We start from the raw sequence: 21,213 nt of genomic DNA on the forward strand, positions 1-21,213 counted from the left end.
AGGACGATGAATCCGATACAAACCGAACTGCCTGTCCTGAATGTCGAACAGGATCGCCTCGCCCGGCGCGAACGCACCTTGCGCATTGTCATGCCGACGCTGGCGATCATAATCGCCCTTGGCATATGGGAAGGTCTCGTCCGTTACTATCAGGTGCCGCATTACCTGATCCCTGCACCTTCGCTGGTTGCTCAGACGCTTATAAAGGACGGGCCATCGCTGATGGCATCCATGTGGTTTACGGTCAAGCTGACCCTGATCTCGCTCGGCTGTGCAATTATCGGCGGCATTCTGCTCGGCATGATTTTCGCCCTCTCCCGCCCGATAGAAATGGCGTTCTTTCCATTCGCCGTTATCCTTCAGGTAACGCCGGTCATCGCTATCGCGCCGCTGATCCTCATCTATGTGCGTGATACTTTTTCAGCCCTGCTGATCTGTGCATGGATCGTGGCGTTCTTCCCGATCCTGTCCAACACGGTGATTGGATTGCGCAGCGCCGACCACAACCTCCGGGATCTTTTCCGGCTCTACCGTGCTTCGCCATGGCAGCGCCTGCGCTATCTGCTGGCGCCAAGCGCATTGCCTTATTTCATGGCGGCGCTGAAAATCGCCGGCGGCCTGTCACTGATCGGCGCAGTTGTCGCTGAGTTTGTTGCCGGTACGGCAGGTCAGAGCACAGGGCTCGCCTCACGCATTCTGGAATCGAGCTTCCGCAACGAAATTCCGCGCATGTTTGCGGCACTTTTCCTCGTATCGCTGCTCGGCATCGTGATCTTCCTCGTGACAAGTTGGCTGTCGCGCCTTGTGCTCGGACGCTGGCATGAAAGCGAGATCCGTCGTGAGCGCTAGAATGTTGCAAGGGGTAGCCATAGCCGGTCGCACCGGGCACTACGACATCCAGATCGAAGGCACCCGTATCGCCTCGCTTGTGCCGTCCCAGGCGAGGGGTGGTGGTTTGGTCACGCCGCTTTTCGCAGATGTCCATGTCCATCTGGACAAGACATTTACGATCCGGCGCATTGCTGAAAATGGCGGCGCCAAGGTGGATTGCCTGTTCGACGCAATCGACCTGATGAACGCTGACCGGAAGAACTGGAGCGAGGCGGATATTCGCGCCCGCGCGACCCGAGGCCTTGAAGCCGCGTTTGAACAAGGCGTCGGCGCAATGCGCAGCCATGTTGACTGGACGACACCGGAAGCGCCCACTGCCTGGCCCGTTCTCAACGAACTGCGTCAGGAATGGAAAGACCGTCTCGACCTTCAGCTTGCAGCGCTCGTCCATGGCGATCTTGTGCTTGATGCCGGTTCGCAAATCGCGGCCCGCGTTGCAAAAGATAGCGGCGTGTTTGGCGCTTTCTTCTATCGCAATGCCGATCTTGAAGCCAAAGTTGAGGAGATGTTCCGTGTTGCCGTGCAGCATGACCTCAACCTCGACTTTCATGTCGATGAAGGGCTGGAGGTAGAAGCGGACGGCTTCTCGCTGATCGTATCGGCCACCGTGCGCCATGGCATGGCTGGTCGGGTGTTGTGTGGCCATGCCTGTTCACTATCGCTGCGCGGGCCGGACGAACTGCAGCGGATTCTTGATGCCGCCGCCAATGCAGGCACCGCGCTCGTTTCCCTGCCAACGTCCAATCTCTATCTACAGGATCGGATCGAAGGGAAATCTCCGCGCCTGCGCGGTGTCGCGGCTCTCAAGGAAGCGCGAGCAGCGGGCATGGATGTCATGCTCGGCTCTGACAATGTCGGTGATGCATTCTACCCTTATGGCAATTATGACCCACTCGCCATACTGCGTCTTGCAGCGCCGGTCTGCCATGTCGAACCGCAGGAATGGCTCGACAGCATCACTACCCTGCCCGCCCGACTTATTGGCAGCCAGCGCATACAGCCCCTTCAGGTGGACGGCTTGGCCAGCTTCATATGGCACGATGCCGAAGACCTTACCGATCTCATCAGCCGTCCGCAGGCCCGCCGCGTTGTCTGGCGCGACGGTACAAAAATTTAATCGGAGAACCCCATGAATTCTGCCGCACCACAGCGCATCTATGACTGGGCCGCATTCCGGGCCGAAATCGACGGAATCCGCATCTACGATGACCCGAAGCAGGTCGAACTGCGCTCTCGGGATTATTTCTGGTACAGCCCCATCCTCACCGAGGATATCGGCCATTATGTCGGCGATCTCGTCGTCATTCCGAAGGATCAGGACGAAGTACGCCGCGTTGCTGCTGCTGCCGCGAAACTTCGCATCCCGATCACCGTTCGCGGCGGCGGCACCGGCAATTACGGCCAGTGCGTTCCGCTTGAAGGCGGCATCATCCTGGACATGACCAAGATCGACCGCATCATCTCCATCGAACCCGGCAGGGTTCGTGTTGAAGGCGGGGCTCGCATTTCGCGTCTTGACGATGCCGTGCGCGAGACCGGACAGGAATTGCTGATGTATCCGTCCACCCGTCGCATCGCCACGATTGGCGGCTTTTTCTCCGGCGGTTCAGGCGGCATCGGTTCACTGCGCCACGGCATGCTGCGCGACGATGGCAACGTTTATTCCGTCAAGGTCCTGACCGTCGAACCGGAGCCAAAAATCATCGAATTGACGGGACCCGACATCCATAAAGTCCAGCATGCCTATGGGACCAACGGTATCATTCTGGAACTGGAAATCGGCCTCACCAAATCGACCGACTGGATACATACCGCAGCGTTGTTCGACAGTTACGAGGCAACGCTCAACTTCTGCCTCAAGGCACTGGAAGCCAATCTGGACTGCTATCTTCTAACGACAGTAGATCGTCGTTTTGCGCGCTTCTACACCAAGTTCGGCGAACTCTTCCCTTCCGACAAGGATGCGGTTTTCGCCATGATCGCACTGGAAGAGATGGCCCGTTTCGAGGCGCTCGCCACGGAATTTGGCGGGAAGATTTCCTTCGCCATGACGCTGGACGAATTGCACAAGAACGGTCTCCAGCCCGCTTACGAATGCGGCTGGAACCATACGACCTTGCAGGCGCTGAAGGCCGAAGAAGGCTGGACCTACCTTCAGGTCGCCTATCCGCGCCCATTCGACGTTGATGTGGTGACCCGCCAGATCGCGCGCTACGGCGAAACACAATATATGCATCACGAAATGGCCCGGCTCGAGGGTGAAGTACAGATTTTCGCACTTCCGCTTGTCCGCTTCGAAGGCCGTGACGAGATGTATCGCCTGATCAAGGAACTGGAGCAGGTCGACGGCTGCGACATCTACGATCCTCATGCCTACACTATCGAGGATGGCGGCATGAAGGAGATCGACAGCGTTCAGATCGAGTTCAAGAAACTCGCCGACCCGTACGGCCTGCTCAATCCGGGTAAAACACGCGGCTGGACCGCCGACATGGCTTTGACTGATTAAAACAAGGGGAACCAATATGAAAAAAACTCTGATTGCGGCGCTGGCCGCGCTCTCCGTGGGCCTTTCCGCACAAATGGCCCATGCGTTCGACAAGGTGACGCTTGGCACCAACTGGTTGGCGCAAGCCGGTCACGGCGGCTTTTATCAGGCCGTAGCCGATGGCACTTACGAGAAATACGGCCTCGATGTGCAGATTGACATGGGCGGGCCACAGGTCAACAACCGCCCGATGCTGGCCGCGGGCCGTCTCGACTTCCTGCTGACCGGCAACCTGCTTCTGTCGTTCAACAATGTCGCCAATGGCGTGCCGACAACGGTTGTAGCCGCCTTCTACCAGAAGGACCCGCAGGCACTGATGGTGCATGAAGGTCAGTACAAGGATTTCAAGGACCTCGCCAATGCGCCGACCGTGCTGATGGGCAAGGATGCGCAGTTTTCCTTCTGGCCGTGGCTGGTGAAGGAGTTCGGCTTCAAGGACGAGCAGCTTCGTCCCTATAATTACAGCCTCGCCCAGTTTCTTAACGACCAGAAGGTCGTGCAGCAGGCTTATGCTACCGCGGAACCGATCTATGCCGAAAAAGAAGGTGCGAAGGTCACGACCTACCTCCTCGCCGATTATGGCTACAGCACTTACGGCAACACGATCGAAACCCGGCAGGACCTGATCGAAAAGAACCCCGACCTCGTACAGCGTTTCGTCAGCGCTTCCATTGAGGGCTGGACCAATTTTCTCTATGGCGACCGCAGCAAGGCCTATGAATTGATCCTGAAAGATAATCCGGACATGAGCAAGGAAACGCTCGATGCGGAACTGGAGCGGATCAAGAACCTCCAGCTCATCGACAGCGGAGACACGCTCGAAAAGGGAATCGGCGCTATTTCGATGGATCGCGTCAAGGCGTTTTACGAACTTGCTCGCAAGGCAGGAATTGTCAGCGGTGACGAACTCGACATGAGCAAGGTTGCGACCGACGCCTTCGTTAACAAGGGCGTAGGGCTCGACATCAAGAAAAAGCTGGGCCTATAAGCCCCTTATCAATCGCGGCAGGTATGGATGAATAACAGCGACGAGAATGAAGACACCGAACTGACCGGACGGGACAAGGTCCTCGGCCGCAGGCGGCGCATTCTCGGCGCAATACGGGCTGCCGCGATCGATGAGTTCGCCGAGAAAGGCCTAGCGGGGGCATCCACGCAAGGCATTGCGCACCGCGCCGGTCTCACCAAGCCGCAATTGCACTATTACATTTCCAGCAAGGAAGAACTCTACGAGGATATCATCGTCTATATCCTCGATGAGTGGGAAGAAATATTCCTCGGCGCCAATACCGAAGACGATCCTGCCAAGGTGATCCGGCAATATATTCGCGCCAAGCTCGAATACAGCCAGAAGAATCCCAAGGCTTCTCGCCTTTTCACCACCGAAATTGCCAATGGTGCGCCCTATCTCGGACGCCACTGGGCCAAACATCAGTCAGCGACCCAAAACGCTGTCCGCCTCATCCAGTCATGGGTGGACGATGGGCGCATCAGGCCTGTCGACCCGCTGCTGTTTCAGATGCATATCTGGGCCGTGACCCAGCATTATGCCGATTTCGAAGCGCAGGTGCGCAGCATGATGGAGCTCGACAAGGACGAACCGCTGGATCTCGAACGGATCGAGAAGGAAGTTTCTGCACTCTTTCTGCGCGCCTGTGGGCTGGAATAGGACAATCCTGAACGAGTTTCGTCAGCGTAGCCCTTCAAGTTCCGCAATGCGGGCGGCACTGTCCTTTTCCAGCATTCGGGTCATTTCGCGAATGACCGTTTCCGCCAGCACAAAGAGCGCAGCCGAAGAATCCCATGCGGACGGCACGGCTGTGCGCCCCGCCAGAACATGACGGGCCACGCGTGCTATCGGCGAAAGCCACTGGTCGGTGACGAGAACGACCTCGACACCGCGTGACCGCGCCTTTTCGGCAAGCTGCAAAAGACTGTCCTGATAACGGCGAATATCGAAGACCACCAGAACGTCGCGCTTTCCCATATCGAGAAGGCGGTCACGCCAGACGCTCTCCTGCCCGCCAAGATGAAAGACATGGGGACGAATGATCGTTAAATGTGCGGCCATATATTGCGCGATGGGATCGGTGAAGCGGCCGCCGATCAGGTAGATGTTTCCCTTGGCGTCGGTCAAGGCCGAAACAGCCTGCCTCAGCTGCTTTTCGCCTAGATGCCGGAAGCTTTCACGGATATTTTCCAGCGTATGCTCCACCGCCGGATAGGCCGTATCCGGCCCGGCTCCCGGCTGTTCATTGCGATGATGCGGAGACTGTAACTGGGCAGCGAGTTCGTCCTGCAACCGCGCCTGGAAATCGGGATAATTCTGAAACCCGAGCCTGTTTACAAAGCGAAGGATCGTTGGGGAACTGACACCGGCCAGAGCGGAAAATTCCGCGACGGTTTTCAGCCCCAGCATTGGATAATTGGCGATCAGCGTCTGCGCGGCGCTTCGCTCGCCTGCTGGCATCGTATCGATCCGCTCGTTGATCAGTTCCGCAACGCTTGCATACACAGACAGAGTACTTCCCTTAGCGACTGCCCTTTTCAAATTTGGGCGAAATTGTGTTTGACAAATAATCATAGGACGTATCAAATAATCCGCAATAGCGCATAATTGGAAAAAACGTAACATAAGTTACAGCGCGGGGAACGAACAGAATGACGGACGAGCGAGAACATCGCACGGCTTCGTGCGAGCCTGTTTCTGTCTTCAACAAGGAGGGGGAAAGTCCCTATCTTCTTGTCTGCGAACATGCGTCCAATTTCATTCCAGAGACTTTCGACGGACTTGGACTGGATGCCGATGCCTTGCGGGCACATATCGCCTGGGACCCCGGCGCGGTGGAAGTTGCCAGACGTCTGGCTTCGTCTCTTAACGCGCCGCTTGTCGAAAGCCAGCTTTCGCGCTTGCTGATCGACTGCAACCGACCGCTCGACGCCCATGATCTTATTCCGGAAATCAGCGAGACGACCGTGGTTCCCGGAAACCATGCACTCAACTCCATGGAGCGTATGGCACGTATCGATCTTTCGCATCGTCCATTCCACACTGCTGTTGAACAGATCATTTCAAGGCGTGCGCAACGCGGGCTTCCATCATGGATCGTGACGATCCATTCCTTCACACCCATTTATCGGGATGTACCCCGCCCCTGGCAGATCGGCATCATCCACGATGAAGACGACCGGATCGGCAAGCCACTGATTGAGGCCCTGCGCAAGGACGATACCCTCCATGTGGGCGTAAACGAGCCCTATTCGCCAGCGGATCGTGTCTATTACACATTGGAGCGGCACGCCCGGCCGCGCAATGCACCCTGCGTGATGATCGAACTGCGCAACAACGAGATTGCCGATGGTTCGGCGCAGACCGCCTGGGCCGAAAAACTCGCGACCATATTGGAGGACATAGCAAAAGCAATTGGTCCTCAAGACACTGAACAGGGAGCCTGAAGGAGCCGGAAATGCCGAAGCCGATCAGACTGTTCGTCAAATATGTTGATGCAATGAATTATTATACCGGGCGTTTTGCGATGTATCTGTTCTTCGCACTTGGCGCCTGCCTCCTTTATTCCACTTTTTCCCGTGTGTTTCTGGGCGTACCGGTGAATTGGGTACTGGAGATGTCCCAGTTCCTCCTCTCCGCCTATTATCTGCTCGGCGGCGCCTATGCCATGCAGCAAGGCGCGCATGTGCGCATGGATCTTTTCTTCGACCGCCTTTCTCCGCGAAGAAAAATGATCACGGACATGATCAGCATCCTGTTCATCATCTTCTATCTGGGCGTGATGGTTGCGGGCGGAATTTCAGCGACCAATTACGCCATCGTTTACAACCAGAAGAACTATACCGCCTGGGCGCCGCTTCTCTGGCCGATCAAGCTCATCATGACCGTCGGTATTTTCCTGCTGCTGCTGCAATGCGTCTCCAATTTCTTCAAGGACTGGGCCTCCCTGCGCGGAAAGCCGATCAGCACGATTGCGGGTCCTGCCATTGAGGAAGGACATCACATATGAGCTCTGAATTCATTACGCTCTTCATGTTTGCAACCATGATGGTGCTGCTGATGACCGGGCAGCGCGTATTTGGCGTGATCGGTTTCGTCGGTTCGCTCGCGGCACTCCTGCTTTGGGGCAAAGGCTCGTTCGAGATGCCCTATAATGCCACCTTTGCAGTACTGAACTGGTATCCGCTCATCACGGTGCCGTTCTTCGTCTTCATGGGTTATATGCTCTCGGAATCGGGCATTGCCAGCAATCTCTACCGGATGTTCCACGTCTGGTTCGGCGGCATTCGCGGCGGTCTCGCGCTGGGCACGATTGGCCTGATGGTCATCATTTCCTGCATGAACGGCCTCAGCGTCGCGGGCATGGCAATCGGCGCCACCGTGGCGCTGCCCGAACTGCTGAAACGCGGCTACAACAAGGTGATGGTTACGGGTGTCATCCAGGCGGGCAGCTCGCTCGGCATCCTCATTCCACCGAGCGTCGTGCTCGTTCTTTATGCGATGATCGCCCGGCAGCCGGTTTTGCAGCTGTGGCTCGCAGGCATCGGCCCTGGCCTTCTCATGGCAGCGCTCTTTGCGATCTACATTTATATCCGCTGCCGTATCCAGCCCGAACTCGGACCAACATTGCCCAGAGAAGAGCTGGATAAGATCACGTGGCGTGACCGTTTCGTCACCCTGCGCGCAGGCATCTTGCCGCTTGTGGTCTTCGGCGCGATGATGGGCCTGTTCCTCACCGGCGTTACCAGCCTTGTCGAAAGTTCCGCCGTCGGCGCCTTACTTGCAACGCTTGCCGCACTTTTTACCGGACGCCTGAACAAGGCGGTATGGGAAACCACGACACGCAACAGTCTCACCGTCACCTGCATGTTCCTCTGGATCATTCTGGCGGCGCTGTGCTTTTCGTCGGTCTATGACGGTCTCGGCGCGGTGAAAGCCATTGAAAAGATCTTGCTCAACACCTTCGATCTTTCGCCGTGGACAATCCTGGTACTAATGCTGTTTTCATTCATCATACTGGGCATGTTCCTTGATGATACGGCCATGCTGGTCATCGTAGCGCCGCTTTACATACCGCTGGTCAAGAGCCTCGGCTTTAACGCCATCTGGTTCGGCGTGCTCTACACCATCACTTGCCAGATCGCGTATATCACGCCGCCCTTCGGCTACAATCTCTTCATGATGCGAGCCTTGGCGCCGAAGGAAGTCACGCTGATAGATATCTATCGATCGATCGTGCCGTTCTTCTTCCTCATGGTGCTGACCATCATCATCCTGATGATTTTTCCGGAGATCGCGATGTGGTTGCCCAACTGGTACACAGGACGATGACGACAATTACGGGAGAATGCGCATAACCGGTAACAAGAGCCCCAATGGCCAGACCGGAACAAATAAAGGGTGAACTCAAACAAGAGTGGGAGAATGGGCATGAATGAGAATAGCAAGCTTAACAAACGCGATTTTCTCAAGAAGGCCGGGCTGACGTCTGTAGGTGCCTTGGGGGCAAGCACACTTGCAACGCCTTACGTCAGGGCACAGAGCCCGATCAAATGGAGGTTGCAGACCTATGCAGGCCCGGCCCTTGCCGAGCACGTCATCAAGCCCTCGATTGACGCGTTCAACAAGGCTGCCAATGGCGAAATGGTGATCGAACTTTACACGGCCGACCAGCTTGTGCCGCAAGGTGAGTTGTTCCGTGCCGTTCAGTCCGGCACGATCGACGCCGCGCAAAGCGACGACGACTCCATGGCGTCGCCGGTCGACGTTGCGGTGTTTGGGGCCTATTTCCCCTTCGCATCGCGCTACAGCCTTGATGTGCCCGCCTTGTTCAACTGGTATGGGCTCAACGAAATCTGGGAAGAAGCATATAAGGAAATTCCGGGTGTAACGTGGCTTAGTGCCGGGTCCTGGGACCCCTGCAATTTTGCTACAACCAAGCCGATCCGCAGTCTGCAGGATCTGCAAGGATTGCGTGTCTTTACCTTCCCGACCGGGGGACGTTTCCTGACCAAATTCGGCGTCGTTCCGGTGACTTTGCCATGGGAGGATATTGAAGTAGCCATCCAGACCGGCGAACTGGACGGTGTGTGCTGGTCCGGTGCGACGGAAGTATATACGGTCGGCTGGGCCGACATTAACAAATACTACCTCACCAACAATATCAGCGGCGCTTGGGCAGGCTCCTATTTTGCCAATACGGAAAAATGGAATGCCGTGCCGGATCACCTCAAGCAGCTGTTCAAGCTGGCCATGGATTCATCGCATTACTACCGCCAGCATTGGTATTGGTGGGGCGAAGCGCATTATCGCACCACAGGAGGGAAGCTGGAACTGACCAGCATTCCCGAAGCTGAATGGAAGCAGGTGGAAGATGCAGCCATGCAGTTCTGGGATGAGATTGCGGCCAAGAGTGCACGAACCGCGAAAGTGGTCAAAATCCTCAAGAAATACCAGAAGACCATGCGCGATGCAGGCGCACCGTACCGTTATGCCTGACGAACAAGGGCGCCGTGCTTTCGCGCGGCGCCTCTCACTTCATTCCGTGGGAGCACAGCAAACTAAATGGCCGGACAACTGACATTCGATGCATTGAAAAAGGCAGTCGCGGAAGATGAAATCGATACGGTTCTTGCGTGTTTTGTGGACATGCAGGGACGCCTGATCGGCAAGCGCTTCTACGGGCAGTTCTTCGTGGAGTCCGGTTACGACGAGACCCACGGCTGCAATTATCTTCTCGCAGACGATATCGATATGGAGCCGGTCCCGGGCTATGAGGCCGCCGGATGGGATAAGGGCTATGGCGATTTTGTCATCAAGCCGGACCTTTCGACCTTGCGGGTCGCCACATGGCTGGAAAAGACAGCCATCGTGCTTTGCGACGTGCTCGATCATCACGACCACCAGGATCTGGCGCATTCTCCGCGCGCCATCCTCAAGAAGCAACTCGCCCGCCTGCACGAGCGCGGCTATCGCGCCTATTTTGCATCCGAGCTCGAATTCTATCTGTTCGATGAGACCTACAAGACGGCCCGCGCCAAGCACTGGCAGGACATGGAAACGGCTTCGCCTTATGTGCAGGATTATGTCATCCACCTGACCACCAAGGAAGAACCGGTTCTTCGCGCAATGCGCAATCAACTAGCGGCGGCGGGCATTCCGGTCGAAAACTCGAAGGGTGAATGGGGCCCGGGGCAGGAAGAGCTGAATGTGCGCTACGCCGAAGCGCTCGAAATGGCGGATCGCCATGTCATCATGAAAAACGCGATGAAGGAAATCGCCGAGGCGCAGGGCAAATGCATCACCTTCATGGCCAAGTATGATTACAGCAAGGCGGGAAGCTCGAGCCACGTGCACAACTCCATCTGGAGCGCCGACGGCAAGGAGCCGCTCTTCTTCGATCCGAAAGCGCCTTACACCATGACCCCGCTGATGCGTTCATGGGTAGCTGGGCAACTCAAATACGCCACCGATTACACCTATTTCCTGGCGCCCTATATCAATTCCTACAAGCGTTTTCAGGCTGGCACTTTTGCGCCAACGAAGATCATGTGGAGCCAGGATAATCGTACGGCAGGGTTTCGCCTGTGCGGCGAAGGCACGAAGGGCATTCGCATCGAGTGTCGCATCGGCGGTGCCGATCTCAATCCATATCTGGCCTTTGCAGCCCTTATCGCAGCAGGTTTGAAAGGAATAGACGAGCAGCTGGAACTTGAAGAACCTTTCGTCGGCGACGCCTATAGTGCCGTGAAACTCAAGGAAATTCCCTATACGCTTCGCGAAGCCGCTCAGGCTCTCAAGAACTCCGCGTTTCTCAAGGAGGCGCTCGGTGAGGCCGTGGTCAACCATTATGTGCATACCGCCCATTGGGAGCAGATCGAATACGACCGGCGCGTGACCGACTGGGAGCTGCACCGCGGTTTCGAGCGCTACTGACCCCGACATAATGCCAGACTTCAAAGGAAACTACAGATGAGCGGCACAGCCAAAATCATCTCCCCGATAGACGGCTCTGTATATGCCGAACGTCCTTTCTTGAACGAGACCGCAATCGCCTCGGCCGTCGCCGCTGCCCGCGACGCGCAGGCCGGATGGGTTCAATTGAGCATAGCGGAACGCGCACGTTATTGCCGGTCAGCCCTTGATGCCCTCGCCGGAATGCAGGACGAGATCGTGCCTGAAATCGCATGGCAGATGGGACGGCCAACGCGCTACGGCGGCGAAAATGGCGGCGTTCAGGAACGCGGCCAATATATGATCGACATCGCCGAGGAGTCCCTCAAGGCCTATGTGCCAGCGCAGAAGGACGGCTTTCGTCGGTATGTCAAACATGTACCGCTCGGCGTCGTGATGGTAATCGCGCCATGGAATTATCCTTACCTCACCGCAGTCAACACGATCATCCCCGCGCTGATGGCCGGAAACACGGTGATCTTAAAACATGCGACGCAGACGCTTCTGGCAGGTGAACGCTTTGCAAAAGCGTTCGAGAAGGCCGGGCTGCCCAAGGGCGTGTTCCAGAACGTCGTCCTTGATCACGCGTCAACGGAAAAGCTGCTTGCATCCGGCGCAATCGACCATGTGAATTTCACCGGGTCGGTCGGCGGCGGGCGGGCCATTGAGAGGGCTGCTGCAGGCACCTTCATGACGCTTGGGCTGGAGCTTGGCGGCAAGGACCCGGCCTATGTGCTCCCCGACGTCAATCTGGATCATGCCGTCGCCAACCTTGTGGATGGCGCGTTCTTCAATTCCGGCCAGTGCTGCTGCGGAATTGAGCGCATCTATGTTCATGAAGCCATCTATGACCGCTTCGTTGACGGTTTCATTGACCTGACGAAGCAATATGTGGTCGGCAACCCTCTCGACGGTTCAACGACGCTTGGCCCGATGGCGCAGGCGCGTTTCGCCGATCTCATCCGCGAGCAGAAAGCCGAAGCCTTGCGCAAGGGCGCAAAGGCCCACATCGATATGAGCGTCGAAAATGATCGCGCTGGTTCCCCTTACGTCGCGCCGGAAGTGCTTACCAATGTGGACCACCAGATGAGCGTCATGCGTGAGGAAAGTTTCGGCCCCATCGTCGGCATCATGAAAGTGCGCAACGATGAGGAAGCCCTAGCACTCATGAACGACAGCATCTATGGCCTTACGGCTTCGCTCTGGACTGCCGATACGGACCACGCAACAGCCCTCGGCGATCGCATCGAAACGGGTACGGTTTTCATGAACCGCTGCGATTATCTCGATCCTGCACTTGTCTGGACCGGGGTGAAAGACACCGGCAAGGGCGCCGCACTGTCGCCCATCGGCTACGGCAATCTCACGCGACCGAAATCCTTCCACCTGCGCGAGAAAATCTGACCTGATTTGAGTTCTGGAAAGCAATCGACATGACCACTTTGACTGCCAAATGGAATTTCCCCACCACCGTGCTTTTCGGCCCTGGCCGCATCAAGGAACTGCCTGCGGTCCTCAAGGGTGCTGGCATTGAGAACCCGCTCTTTGTGACCGATCCTGGGATGGCAAAGCTTCCCGTGGTGGCCTCAACACTCGCTATTCTGGACGAAGCTGGCGTCAAATACGGAGTGTTTTCCGATGTGAAACCCAACCCGGTCGAAAGCAATCTCTACGCGGGTGTCGAGGTTTTCAAGAGCGGCAAGCATGATGGCGTCATCGCATTTGGTGGCGGTTCGGCGCTGGACCTTGGCAAGCTGATTGCCTTTCAGGCAGGACAGACACGGCCGGTCTGGGATTTTGAAGACATAGGCGACTGGTGGACCCGTGCGGACAGCAAGGCCATTGCCCCAATCATCGCCGTGCCAACCACTGCGGGCACCGGATCGGAAGTTGGCCGTGCAGGCGTTCTGACCAACGAAACGACCCACACCAAGAAAGTCATCTTTCACCCCAAGATGCTTCCGGTCACGGTCATTGCCGATCCTGAACTTTCAATGGGGATGCCGCCTTTCATTACGGCGGGCACAGGCATGGATGCGCTGGCGCACTGTCTTGAAGCCTATTGCGCACCGGGCTTTCACCCCATGGCAGATGGTATCGCGGTCGAGGGCATCCGTCTCGTTTTTGAAAACCTTCCAAAGGCTTACGCCGACGGCAAGAATGTCGAAGCCCGCGCCAACATGATGGCGGCTGCGGCCATGGGTGCGACAGCCTTCCAGAAGGGTCTGGGCGCAATCCACTCCCTCTCCCATCCGATCGGCGCTCTCTACGATACACATCACGGCATGACCAATGCGGTTTTCATGCCTTATGTTCTGATTCAGAACCGGTCGGCCATCGAAACGCGCATCGAAAGGCTCGCCGATTATCTTGGTATCGAGGGCGGGTTCGACGGGTTTCTGACGGCCATCATGAAACTGCGCAGCGACCTCGGTGTCCCCAATGCACTGCCTGAATTCATCAAGGGTCTCAGCATGGACAATGCCCGCAAAGATCTGATCGCTGAGATGGCAATAGTAGATCCTACTGCCGGCGGCAATCCGATTGAATTGACAAAGGAACGCGCGTTGAAGTTGCTAAACGCCGCTATCGAAGGTAAGGTTTGAAACACTAAATTCGGGATAAAATCCATCCTGCAACAGTGCGAAGCGATTTGCGCAGGATACTGCGCAAAAACAAAATGGATAAAGGTAAGCATCGCACCACCTACGGCGGGGGGCGATGCATTGGGGAGCAGGTTCTTGGGGAGGAGCCTGCTCCCTTTCCTTTGCAAAAGTCAGCCATGCAAGAATCCAGACCCGACTTTTAACCGGACGAAAAATGGGAACAAAGGAATAGTTTCAATCGTTCAACCTCGTTATATTAACAAGGAGGGTTGCACATGAATATATTCAAGCAGACCTGTGTCGGGGCCTTCGCCGTGATTTTCGGAGCGACATCGGTTGTACCGACAATGGCGGCACCCATGAATCTGGAGCGCCCTGTCATCAACGACAATGTGGAGCAAGTGCGCGATCATCGCCGACCGCCGCGCCATTTCCGGGGCCATCGGCACAATCGACCCGGCCACTGGAACGGTCACCGGGGTTATCGGCATCATCGCCACGGCTATCGTCGCCATAGCGATGGGTGGTGGTATCCGCTGGCGGCTTTTGGCGCAGGCGCCATTGTTGGCGGCGCATTAAGCCAGCCGCGCCACGTCTACCGGGCACCAAGAATGTCAAACGCGCATGTTCGTTGGTGCTATAACCGCTTCCGGTCCTATCGCTCCTGGGACAATACGTTCCAGCCCTATAATGGGCCACGTAGACAGTGCTTTTCGCCCTACTATCGTGGATAATCGCAAAGCGCCCTCCGGGGCGCTTTTTCATGCAATCCGCAATACGCCGAAGCGGATTGGGACGGAATTTTCCGAATTTTGCTTCGGCCACCGCTGGACGTCTCATTCAAACAGGAATAAGCAAGCCTGCGTCATATCAACGTCGCGAGGAAATTTTTCTTCGTTACATTCTTTCGCGGCGAGAAGGACAATATTCAGAACACCGATCTTGGAAGAAATGTGCTGATTTTCTCCAAGACCAGTTCAGTCCCAGCCGACGGCCACTCTTTAGCCGCGTGCATTGCGCGGGCAGGTTGATTTCGGCGCAAATTCGAGTTTGAAAATGTCGCATACTACCGCCGCAAGCCCTGCACCTTCCAACGCACAACGCGTCGCGATGACAGCCCTCATCGTTGGCGGCATCGCTATCGGCAGTTCGCCGATATTTGTGCGCCTTTCCGAGGTGGGGCCGCTGGCAACAGGCTTTTGGCGTCTAGCACTTGCAGTTTTACCGCTGCTGTTCATGGATGGTCGCGAACGGCGCGACGAAAAGGATGCGGCACCGCTCACACCAACCGACTGCCTGCGCCTCGCCCTGCCCGGCCTGTTCATCGCTTTCGACCTCGGCGCGTGGCACTTGTCGCTGCACATGACATCCGTTGCAAATGCCACGTTGCTCGCCAATATGGCGCCGATTTTCGTGACACTCGGCGCATGGCTGCTTTTCAAGTCGCGCGTGAGCACATCCTTCATGATCGGCCTTGCCGTCGCTGTCATTGGCGTCATCGTGCTAAAGGGCGGGCCGGGCGAGCTTCTCCAATCGCGATCGTCCGGCGATGCGATGGCGCTTCTGGCCGCAGTCTTCTATGCTGGCTACATCCTTTCGGTGGGTCGCTTGCGCAGCCGCTTTTCTACCATGCGCATCATGCTATGGAGCAGCGCGATTGCCGCCGTATTTTCATTGCCGATCGCCTATTTCATGGAAGGCCAGATACTGCCTGCGACGCTCTATGGATGGCTTATCCTCGCGGGCCTTGCATGGGTGACCCACGCCGCAGGCCAGAGCATGATCGCCTATGCGCTTGCCTATCTTCCCGCGTCGTTCTCGTCACTCACCTTGCTTCTACAACCGGTCGTCGCGGCGTTTCTTGCCTGGACTATCCTGTCGGAACCTATCGGCATGTTGCAGGCTCTGGGCGGTATCATCGTGATATCGGGTATTCTGATTGCTCGAAGAGGATAGGATATGAAAAAGCCCCGGAGAACCGGGGCTTTCTTACTGAGCTGATTATTCAGCCAGCCATTCCTTGATGCGGTCCGGATGATCCGCGATATATTTGTCGACGGCCTTTTCATAGGATGTTTCCTGCGCGTCGAACATTGCAGCCTCAAGCTCGCTGATCGGAAGACTCATCTTGGTGAGCAGCGAGGCAACTTTCGGATTTTCTTCCTTGAAGCCCTTGCGCGCAATTGCGTCGATATGTTCCGCACCACCAAGTGCACCTTCGGGATCAGCAATGTAACGCAGCTTGTACTTGCCAAACATCCAGTGCGGGCTCCACGACGTTGCCACGAACCAGCCGTCGGAACGTGTGGCGCGGTCGACTGTGGTCAGCATGGCCGCTTCACTGGAAATATTGAGCTTGTAGTCCAGCCCATATTTCTTGATCGCCTCCTGCGACAGGCGCGTAAGGCCGGCGCCCGGATCGATGCCCTGAATTTCGCCCTTCAGCTTTTCGCGAACTTCCGGCTTCTTCAGGTCCTCGATGGAACTGATCTCGCTTTCGGGAATGTAAGCCGGAACGATCCAGCCAAGCTTGGCACCTTCATAGAGCGGCCCGAGATTTTCGACCTTGCCTTCAATGCGCTTGTAGTAATCGGCGTGGGTTTCCGGCAGCCATGCCATCATCATGGCATCGATATCGCCACGGCTCACGCCCTGATAGAGTGGGGCCACGTCTGTCTGAACCAGTTCGACCTTCTGGCCGAGATTGTCTTCGATCAGCTTCTTGGCAAGTTTTGTGACGAATTCAGCATCCGACCATGGCGCCCAGCCGATTTTAACCGGCTTGCTGTCCTGCGCAAACGCTGCGCCCATGGTCATCGTTCCCGCCACAACTGCCGCCAGACCGAATTTGGTTAGTTTGCCTAACATAGCTTCTCCTTTTCGATTGGTATCAGTTCCCGTTATTATTCTTGGTTATTATTGCTTGCGTCATGCTTCCTGCTTGCGAAAGGATGAGGCGGACTGGGTGTCCGCCGCCTTCCTTAAAGATGCAAGCCGTTTGAAAAACCCGGTGCCACCCTTGCCGAAGCTCTGGGTAATGCGGTCGAGAATGACTGCCAGGATGACCACTGCCAGACCGCCTTCGAAGCCGAGCCCCACATTGAGGCGCTGAATACCGGTCAGAACAGTATTGCCGAGACCGCCTGCGCCGATCATCGATGCGATAACCACCATTGAAAGCGACAGCATGATCGTCTGGTTGATGCCGGCCATGATCGAGGGCATGGCGTTCGGAAGCTGCACCTTGAACAGGAGTTGCCGCGACGTGCAGCCGAAGGCCAGCCCCGCTTCGACAAACTCCGAATGCACCTGCCGAATACCGAGATTGGTCAGACGCACGACCGGCGGCATGGCAAAAATCACCGTCGCAATCGTTCCGGGCACGGCACCAAGACCGAAAAACATGGCAGCCGGAATGAGATAGACGAAAGCAGGCATCGTCTGCATGAGGTCAAGAACCGGGCGGACGATCGAAGCAATCGTGTCGCTGCGCGCCATCGCGATACCAAGCGGGATGCCGATTACGACAGCAATAACTGTCGAGGCCAGCACCAGAGAAAGGCTTTCCATCGTGCCGGTCCACAAATCCATGTGGATGATGAGCCCCAGCGCAAGAGCGGTGAAAATCGCAAATTTCCACCCCACGCGCCACAGCGATAGCAGTGCTAGCACTGCAACCCCGCCGACAGGCGGCACAGCAAGCAAAGCATTCTGGATACTATCGGTAACAAAACCGATAGTGGCTGCGATCATATCGAGCGCGGGCGTAAAGTGGTCAAGTATGTAGTTGACCACAACATCCGCCCATTCGCCGACACTGAAATTCAAATCCATATTTTACCGTCCATTTCCGTATTTCTTCTGGATTGGACCCATTCTGCCCCTGTCAGGCAAAAGTCCGTTGGCGTGCAGGTATCAACCCGCGCGGCCAAGCGTTTCGAGCAATGCCGATTTACTGATGGCACCGACATAGCGGTTCTGGCGATCCGTAACGGGGACCGGCCATGGGCTTTCGGCCACCTGCGTCAACAACCCGGAAAGCGGCGCTTCGGCTTCGATGGCAGAGACGCCTTCCAGCCTCTCCCCACCTTGCGCTGCAACACCCTTCGCCAGCGCGTCACGGCTGACCATACCGCGATAGGTGCGGTCGGCGTCGATCAGCACGCCGAATGTCTTCCCGCTGGCATCGAACCTTTCAAGCGCTGTCGCCAGCTGCTCAGGTTCGAAGACGATCAGTTCGTCCTCGCGCGCCACATCAGCGGCCTTGAAAACGCGGGATACATCGACATTGCGGAAGAACGAACGGACGTAATCGTTAGCCGGTGCAGACACGATTTCATTGGGCGTTCCAACCTGCACCACCTTGCCGTGCTGCATGATGCAGATACGGTCGCCGATGCGCATGGCTTCATCCAGATCGTGGCTGACGAAAATGATCGTCCGGCTGTGCTCCGCCTGAAGGCGCTTCAATTCGTCCTGCATTTCGGTGCGGATCAGCGGGTCAAGTGCGGAAAACGCCTCGTCCATCAGAAGAATGGTCGGCTCGCTGGCAAGGGCCCGCGCCAGTCCGACGCGCTGTTTCATGCCGCCGGAAAGCTGGTCCGGCATGCTGTGAGCATAGGGCTCCAGCCCGACGGCTGCGAGTGCCTTCAGTGCTTTCTGGTGACGTTCCGCCTCACCCATCCCGGCTACTTCAAGACCGAAGGAGGCATTGTTCAGGACCGTGCGATTGGGCAGAAGCGCGAAGGATTGAAACACCATGCTCATGTCGCGGCGGCGAAGATCAATCAGCTCGCGCTTTGTCATTTTGACGACATCGCGGCCATCGACTTCGATGGAACCCGCAGTCGGTTCGATCAGGCGATTGAGCAGACGCAGAAGCGTGGATTTGCCCGAGCCCGAAAGGCCCATAATAACGAATACTTCGCCTTCATAAATATCGAAGGTCGCGTTATCGACGCCGATTGTTGCGCCGAATTCGCTGTGAATCTGGGTTTTTGATTTACCTGCGCGCAATTCCTGCATTGCACGCTCCGGATCATCGCCGAAGACTTTAAAAATGCCTTTCAAGCTTATTTTAGTCTCAGCCGGCGACTTCATACTTTCTTCCTTGTATAAAATACCATGCATCAAGTCTAACCCCGCTGTGCTGGCGGACTTAATCTCCTTTTTAACAATGATAGAACTTCATTCCAACGCAGATTCCTCGCACGGTATCTGCGATCCGCGAACGGTCCGCATGGAATGATTATCGATAGATTTCTTGATTCTATATAGGTCATTTCCCGACATGTCCACCCACTGCCGCGATTTCGTCTAAATGAACCGTCCAGCGACCGTCCCCTTGAATGATTGTTTTGAAGGGTCGCACGACGAATTTCGAGGATTGCCAATGCCGTCCAAAACAGAGGGCAATCGACCAGCCTGAAGACAATAGTAGTCCGCTTCCAGTCAATTGCCGGAACGGCCTGCGACAAATATGCAATCAGCTGCGACATCATCCGAATTAGTATAATTCGGGACAAAAACGACTATAATTGCAGAAAAATAGTGTGATTATACTTCGAACTGGAACTATCTAGTCTATACATAAAAACGGCGCAGATCGGGCAATCCGCGCCGCGATAGACATTCCGCTTGGGCGGATATTTCAGCGATACGCCATATATCCGACAAAGCCTGTGATCTTCCAGCGTGCTTTGTCGCGGCGGCAGAAATAGAGGGTCTGCCAGTTGAGGCGGTCGACGGAGCCGTCCTTCCTTGCGATCGTCCCTTCGAATTTTTTCCGCGCCAAAGCGACGTCGCCCGTAATATCGATGACACTCAGATCGGTCGCGCGGAAGATTCCTTCTGCCAGAGATTCGGCATATTCGACCGCCGCACTTTCCGCCGCCTGACGCAGCCATTCATCACGATAACTTGCAAGCGTCGGAAATCCTGCATCCCATTTGTCGGGATTGCGATCATTATGCGCGTGGATGCCGAGAAAGCGCACCTCGTCGAAATCATCGGCCACCAGCGACCAGTCCTGCGATACGAAAGCCTCGATATCGCGCCGCACGAGCATTTCCCAAATCTGCTCGCGATCCCTGTCACCGGCAAACGGGTTGACCGCAGACCTCATGCTACCCTCCTGACTATCTCAACTTTCCACGTGCGGCGACCGGCAGGATATCGATGACATCCTCGCCCGAAACCAGATGAACCTCGTCAAAGAGATTGGAAACGACGCAGACATGATCAGGAATGATCCGCACGCGCTCGCCAACCTTCAGGTCAGCGACATCGCCGGTCAGCTTGCCGTGCTCCTCGCTCAAGCCAACAACACGGGCGTCGGAACGTCCCCTCACCTCGCCAAAGTCGCTCAGTCCCAACGTATCGCTGGAAAGCGCCTTGGACCCGGCATCTATGATGGCGCGTTCTGCTGTCGGATGGCTGACGATGGTTGAAAGCACCGTAAATGCGCAGTCATCCACTGTCGCAGCCCCCTTCTCGACCTGATACCGGTCGAAATAGATATAAGTGCCGGGACGATATTCGGTGACAACACTGTCACTGGGCTTGCGCCACATATCGGGCGTGCCGCCGCTCGAAATCGTTTCGCAGGAAAGACCGTTTGCATCCAGCAGTTCGCGGGCCGAATAAAGCCATTGTTCAGCCTGGTCCGGCTTGCCCGCTGCGGGATAGGTCATAAGACCGCCGAAACCCAGTCCAGCGCTCTGGTCGATGATGCGAGCCAGTTCCAATGCTTCGGCTGGCGTCTGCACGCCACAGCGCCCCATGCCCGTGTCGCATTCGACAAGCACTTTCAGCGGATGCTTTTCATCGGCGAAACGCGCCGCCAATCCTGCGAGGGAAGTTGAGTTATCGACCGTTACCGACAGTGTAACGCGTTGATGCAGTGCATGGAGGCGGTCGAGCTTTTCCCGCCCCAGAATATTGTAAGGCAGGAATATATCCGTCAGCCCGGCGTCGGCCATGACCTCGGCCTCGCCGAGTTTCTGGCAGGTGATGCCCGCTGCGCCAGCTTCCACCTGCATTTTGGCGAAGAACGGCAGTTTGTGCGTCTTGATATGCGGACGCAGTTTTACCCCTATCGCATCGGCATGAGCCTGCACCCGGGCAATATTCGCTTTCACCCGGTCAATGTCGATGAGGATCGCAGGCGTATCCACGTCGTGAATGGTTTTCGGTCCGGTCATGAA

General features: G+C 56.3%; 20 protein-coding genes. 14 read left to right on the plus strand and 6 right to left on the minus strand.

Annotation, left to right across the window (positions count from 1 at the left end):
- Nucleotides 1-6 precede the first annotated feature (6 nt).
- From ACOWVS_RS09170 to ACOWVS_RS09190, 5 genes are read left to right on the plus strand one after another with little or no spacing between them, the layout of a single operon-like run.
- Nucleotides 7-849, plus strand: a complete 843-nt coding sequence (locus ACOWVS_RS09170; protein WP_025090014.1) for an ABC transporter permease — start codon at nucleotides 7-9, stop codon at nucleotides 847-849.
- A gap of 1 nt (nucleotide 850) precedes the next feature.
- Nucleotides 851-2,008: an amidohydrolase family protein gene (locus ACOWVS_RS09175; RefSeq protein WP_075041854.1), complete on the plus strand. Its 1,158-nt coding sequence runs from the start codon at nucleotides 851-853 to the stop codon at nucleotides 2,006-2,008.
- Nucleotides 2,009-2,020: 12 nt separating this feature from the next.
- Nucleotides 2,021-3,400 (plus strand): FAD-binding oxidoreductase, encoded by a 1,380-nt coding sequence (locus ACOWVS_RS09180; RefSeq protein ID WP_075041853.1) that lies wholly within the window; start codon nucleotides 2,021-2,023, stop codon nucleotides 3,398-3,400.
- Between the two features lie 16 nt (nucleotides 3,401-3,416).
- Nucleotides 3,417-4,427, plus strand: coding sequence for an ABC transporter substrate-binding protein (locus ACOWVS_RS09185; protein WP_075041852.1), 1,011 nt, complete (start codon nucleotides 3,417-3,419; stop codon nucleotides 4,425-4,427).
- Nucleotides 4,428-4,454: 27 nt separating this feature from the next.
- A complete protein-coding gene (locus ACOWVS_RS09190; RefSeq protein ID WP_075041851.1) occupies nucleotides 4,455-5,108 on the plus strand; it encodes a TetR family transcriptional regulator C-terminal domain-containing protein in 654 nt (217 codons plus the stop codon).
- A 21-nt stretch (nucleotides 5,109-5,129) separates the two neighbouring features.
- Here ACOWVS_RS09190 and ACOWVS_RS09195 read toward each other — a convergent pair whose 3' ends face one another.
- The gene (locus ACOWVS_RS09195; RefSeq protein ID WP_266019133.1) at nucleotides 5,130-6,074 is read right to left on the minus strand and encodes a MurR/RpiR family transcriptional regulator; all 945 of its coding nucleotides are present in this window, start codon (nucleotides 6,072-6,074) and stop codon (nucleotides 5,130-5,132) included.
- A 26-nt stretch (nucleotides 6,075-6,100) separates the two neighbouring features.
- Here ACOWVS_RS09195 and ACOWVS_RS09200 point away from each other — a divergent pair, with 26 nt between their 5' ends.
- The 9 genes from ACOWVS_RS09200 (at nucleotide 6,101) to ACOWVS_RS09240 (ending at nucleotide 15,964) form a co-directional block, all read left to right on the plus strand.
- Nucleotides 6,101-6,895: an N-formylglutamate amidohydrolase gene (locus tag ACOWVS_RS09200; protein ID WP_075041850.1), complete on the plus strand. Its 795-nt coding sequence runs from the start codon at nucleotides 6,101-6,103 to the stop codon at nucleotides 6,893-6,895.
- Between the two features lie 11 nt (nucleotides 6,896-6,906).
- Complete coding sequence (locus ACOWVS_RS09205; protein WP_075041849.1) at nucleotides 6,907-7,458, plus strand: TRAP transporter small permease subunit; 552 nt, start codon at nucleotides 6,907-6,909, stop codon at nucleotides 7,456-7,458.
- A complete protein-coding gene (locus ACOWVS_RS09210) occupies nucleotides 7,455-8,780 on the plus strand; it encodes a TRAP transporter large permease (RefSeq protein WP_006469140.1) in 1,326 nt (441 codons plus the stop codon). The genes ACOWVS_RS09205 and ACOWVS_RS09210 overlap by 4 nt, the downstream gene beginning before the upstream one ends.
- A 99-nt stretch (nucleotides 8,781-8,879) precedes the next feature.
- Entirely contained in the window at nucleotides 8,880-9,947 is a 1,068-nt protein-coding gene (locus tag ACOWVS_RS09215) for a TRAP transporter substrate-binding protein (protein WP_006471985.1), read from the plus strand.
- 66 nt (nucleotides 9,948-10,013) lie between these two features.
- On the plus strand, nucleotides 10,014-11,384 hold the full coding sequence (locus ACOWVS_RS09220) for a glutamine synthetase family protein (RefSeq protein ID WP_006469141.1): 1,371 nt from the start codon (nucleotides 10,014-10,016) through the stop codon (nucleotides 11,382-11,384).
- A gap of 36 nt (nucleotides 11,385-11,420) precedes the next feature.
- Entirely contained in the window at nucleotides 11,421-12,806 is a 1,386-nt protein-coding gene (locus ACOWVS_RS09225) for an aldehyde dehydrogenase family protein (RefSeq protein ID WP_006469142.1), read from the plus strand.
- A 29-nt stretch (nucleotides 12,807-12,835) separates the two neighbouring features.
- Nucleotides 12,836-14,008 (plus strand): iron-containing alcohol dehydrogenase, encoded by a 1,173-nt coding sequence (locus ACOWVS_RS09230; protein ID WP_006469143.1) that lies wholly within the window; start codon nucleotides 12,836-12,838, stop codon nucleotides 14,006-14,008.
- A gap of 275 nt (nucleotides 14,009-14,283) precedes the next feature.
- The gene (locus tag ACOWVS_RS09235) at nucleotides 14,284-14,742 is read left to right on the plus strand and encodes a BA14K family protein (protein ID WP_006471984.1); all 459 of its coding nucleotides are present in this window, start codon (nucleotides 14,284-14,286) and stop codon (nucleotides 14,740-14,742) included.
- A 322-nt stretch (nucleotides 14,743-15,064) separates the two neighbouring features.
- The gene (locus ACOWVS_RS09240; RefSeq protein ID WP_021587287.1) at nucleotides 15,065-15,964 is read left to right on the plus strand and encodes a DMT family transporter; all 900 of its coding nucleotides are present in this window, start codon (nucleotides 15,065-15,067) and stop codon (nucleotides 15,962-15,964) included.
- 45 nt (nucleotides 15,965-16,009) lie between these two features.
- Here the strand turns inward: ACOWVS_RS09240 and ACOWVS_RS09245 are convergent, their stop codons facing one another.
- The 5 genes from ACOWVS_RS09245 to ACOWVS_RS09265 all read right to left on the minus strand — a co-directional run bounded on the left by ACOWVS_RS09245 (nucleotide 16,010) and on the right by ACOWVS_RS09265 (nucleotide 21,210).
- On the minus strand, nucleotides 16,010-16,876 hold the full coding sequence (locus tag ACOWVS_RS09245) for a glycine betaine ABC transporter substrate-binding protein (RefSeq protein ID WP_006469146.1): 867 nt from the start codon (nucleotides 16,874-16,876) through the stop codon (nucleotides 16,010-16,012).
- A gap of 60 nt (nucleotides 16,877-16,936) precedes the next feature.
- A complete protein-coding gene (locus ACOWVS_RS09250; RefSeq protein WP_006469147.1) occupies nucleotides 16,937-17,842 on the minus strand; it encodes an ABC transporter permease in 906 nt (301 codons plus the stop codon).
- A gap of 81 nt (nucleotides 17,843-17,923) precedes the next feature.
- Complete coding sequence (proV, locus tag ACOWVS_RS09255) at nucleotides 17,924-19,108, minus strand: glycine betaine/L-proline ABC transporter ATP-binding protein ProV (protein WP_006471982.1); 1,185 nt, start codon at nucleotides 19,106-19,108, stop codon at nucleotides 17,924-17,926.
- Between the two features lie 550 nt (nucleotides 19,109-19,658).
- A complete protein-coding gene (locus ACOWVS_RS09260) occupies nucleotides 19,659-20,132 on the minus strand; it encodes a hypothetical protein (RefSeq protein ID WP_006469149.1) in 474 nt (157 codons plus the stop codon).
- A 13-nt stretch (nucleotides 20,133-20,145) separates the two neighbouring features.
- Nucleotides 20,146-21,210 (minus strand): D-TA family PLP-dependent enzyme, encoded by a 1,065-nt coding sequence (locus tag ACOWVS_RS09265; RefSeq protein WP_006469150.1) that lies wholly within the window; start codon nucleotides 21,208-21,210, stop codon nucleotides 20,146-20,148.
- Between the last annotated feature and the right edge of the window lie 3 nt (nucleotides 21,211-21,213).

This window comes from Brucella sp. IR068 (assembly GCF_049065885.1).
Taxonomy (GTDB): domain Bacteria; phylum Pseudomonadota; class Alphaproteobacteria; order Rhizobiales; family Rhizobiaceae; genus Brucella; species Brucella intermedia.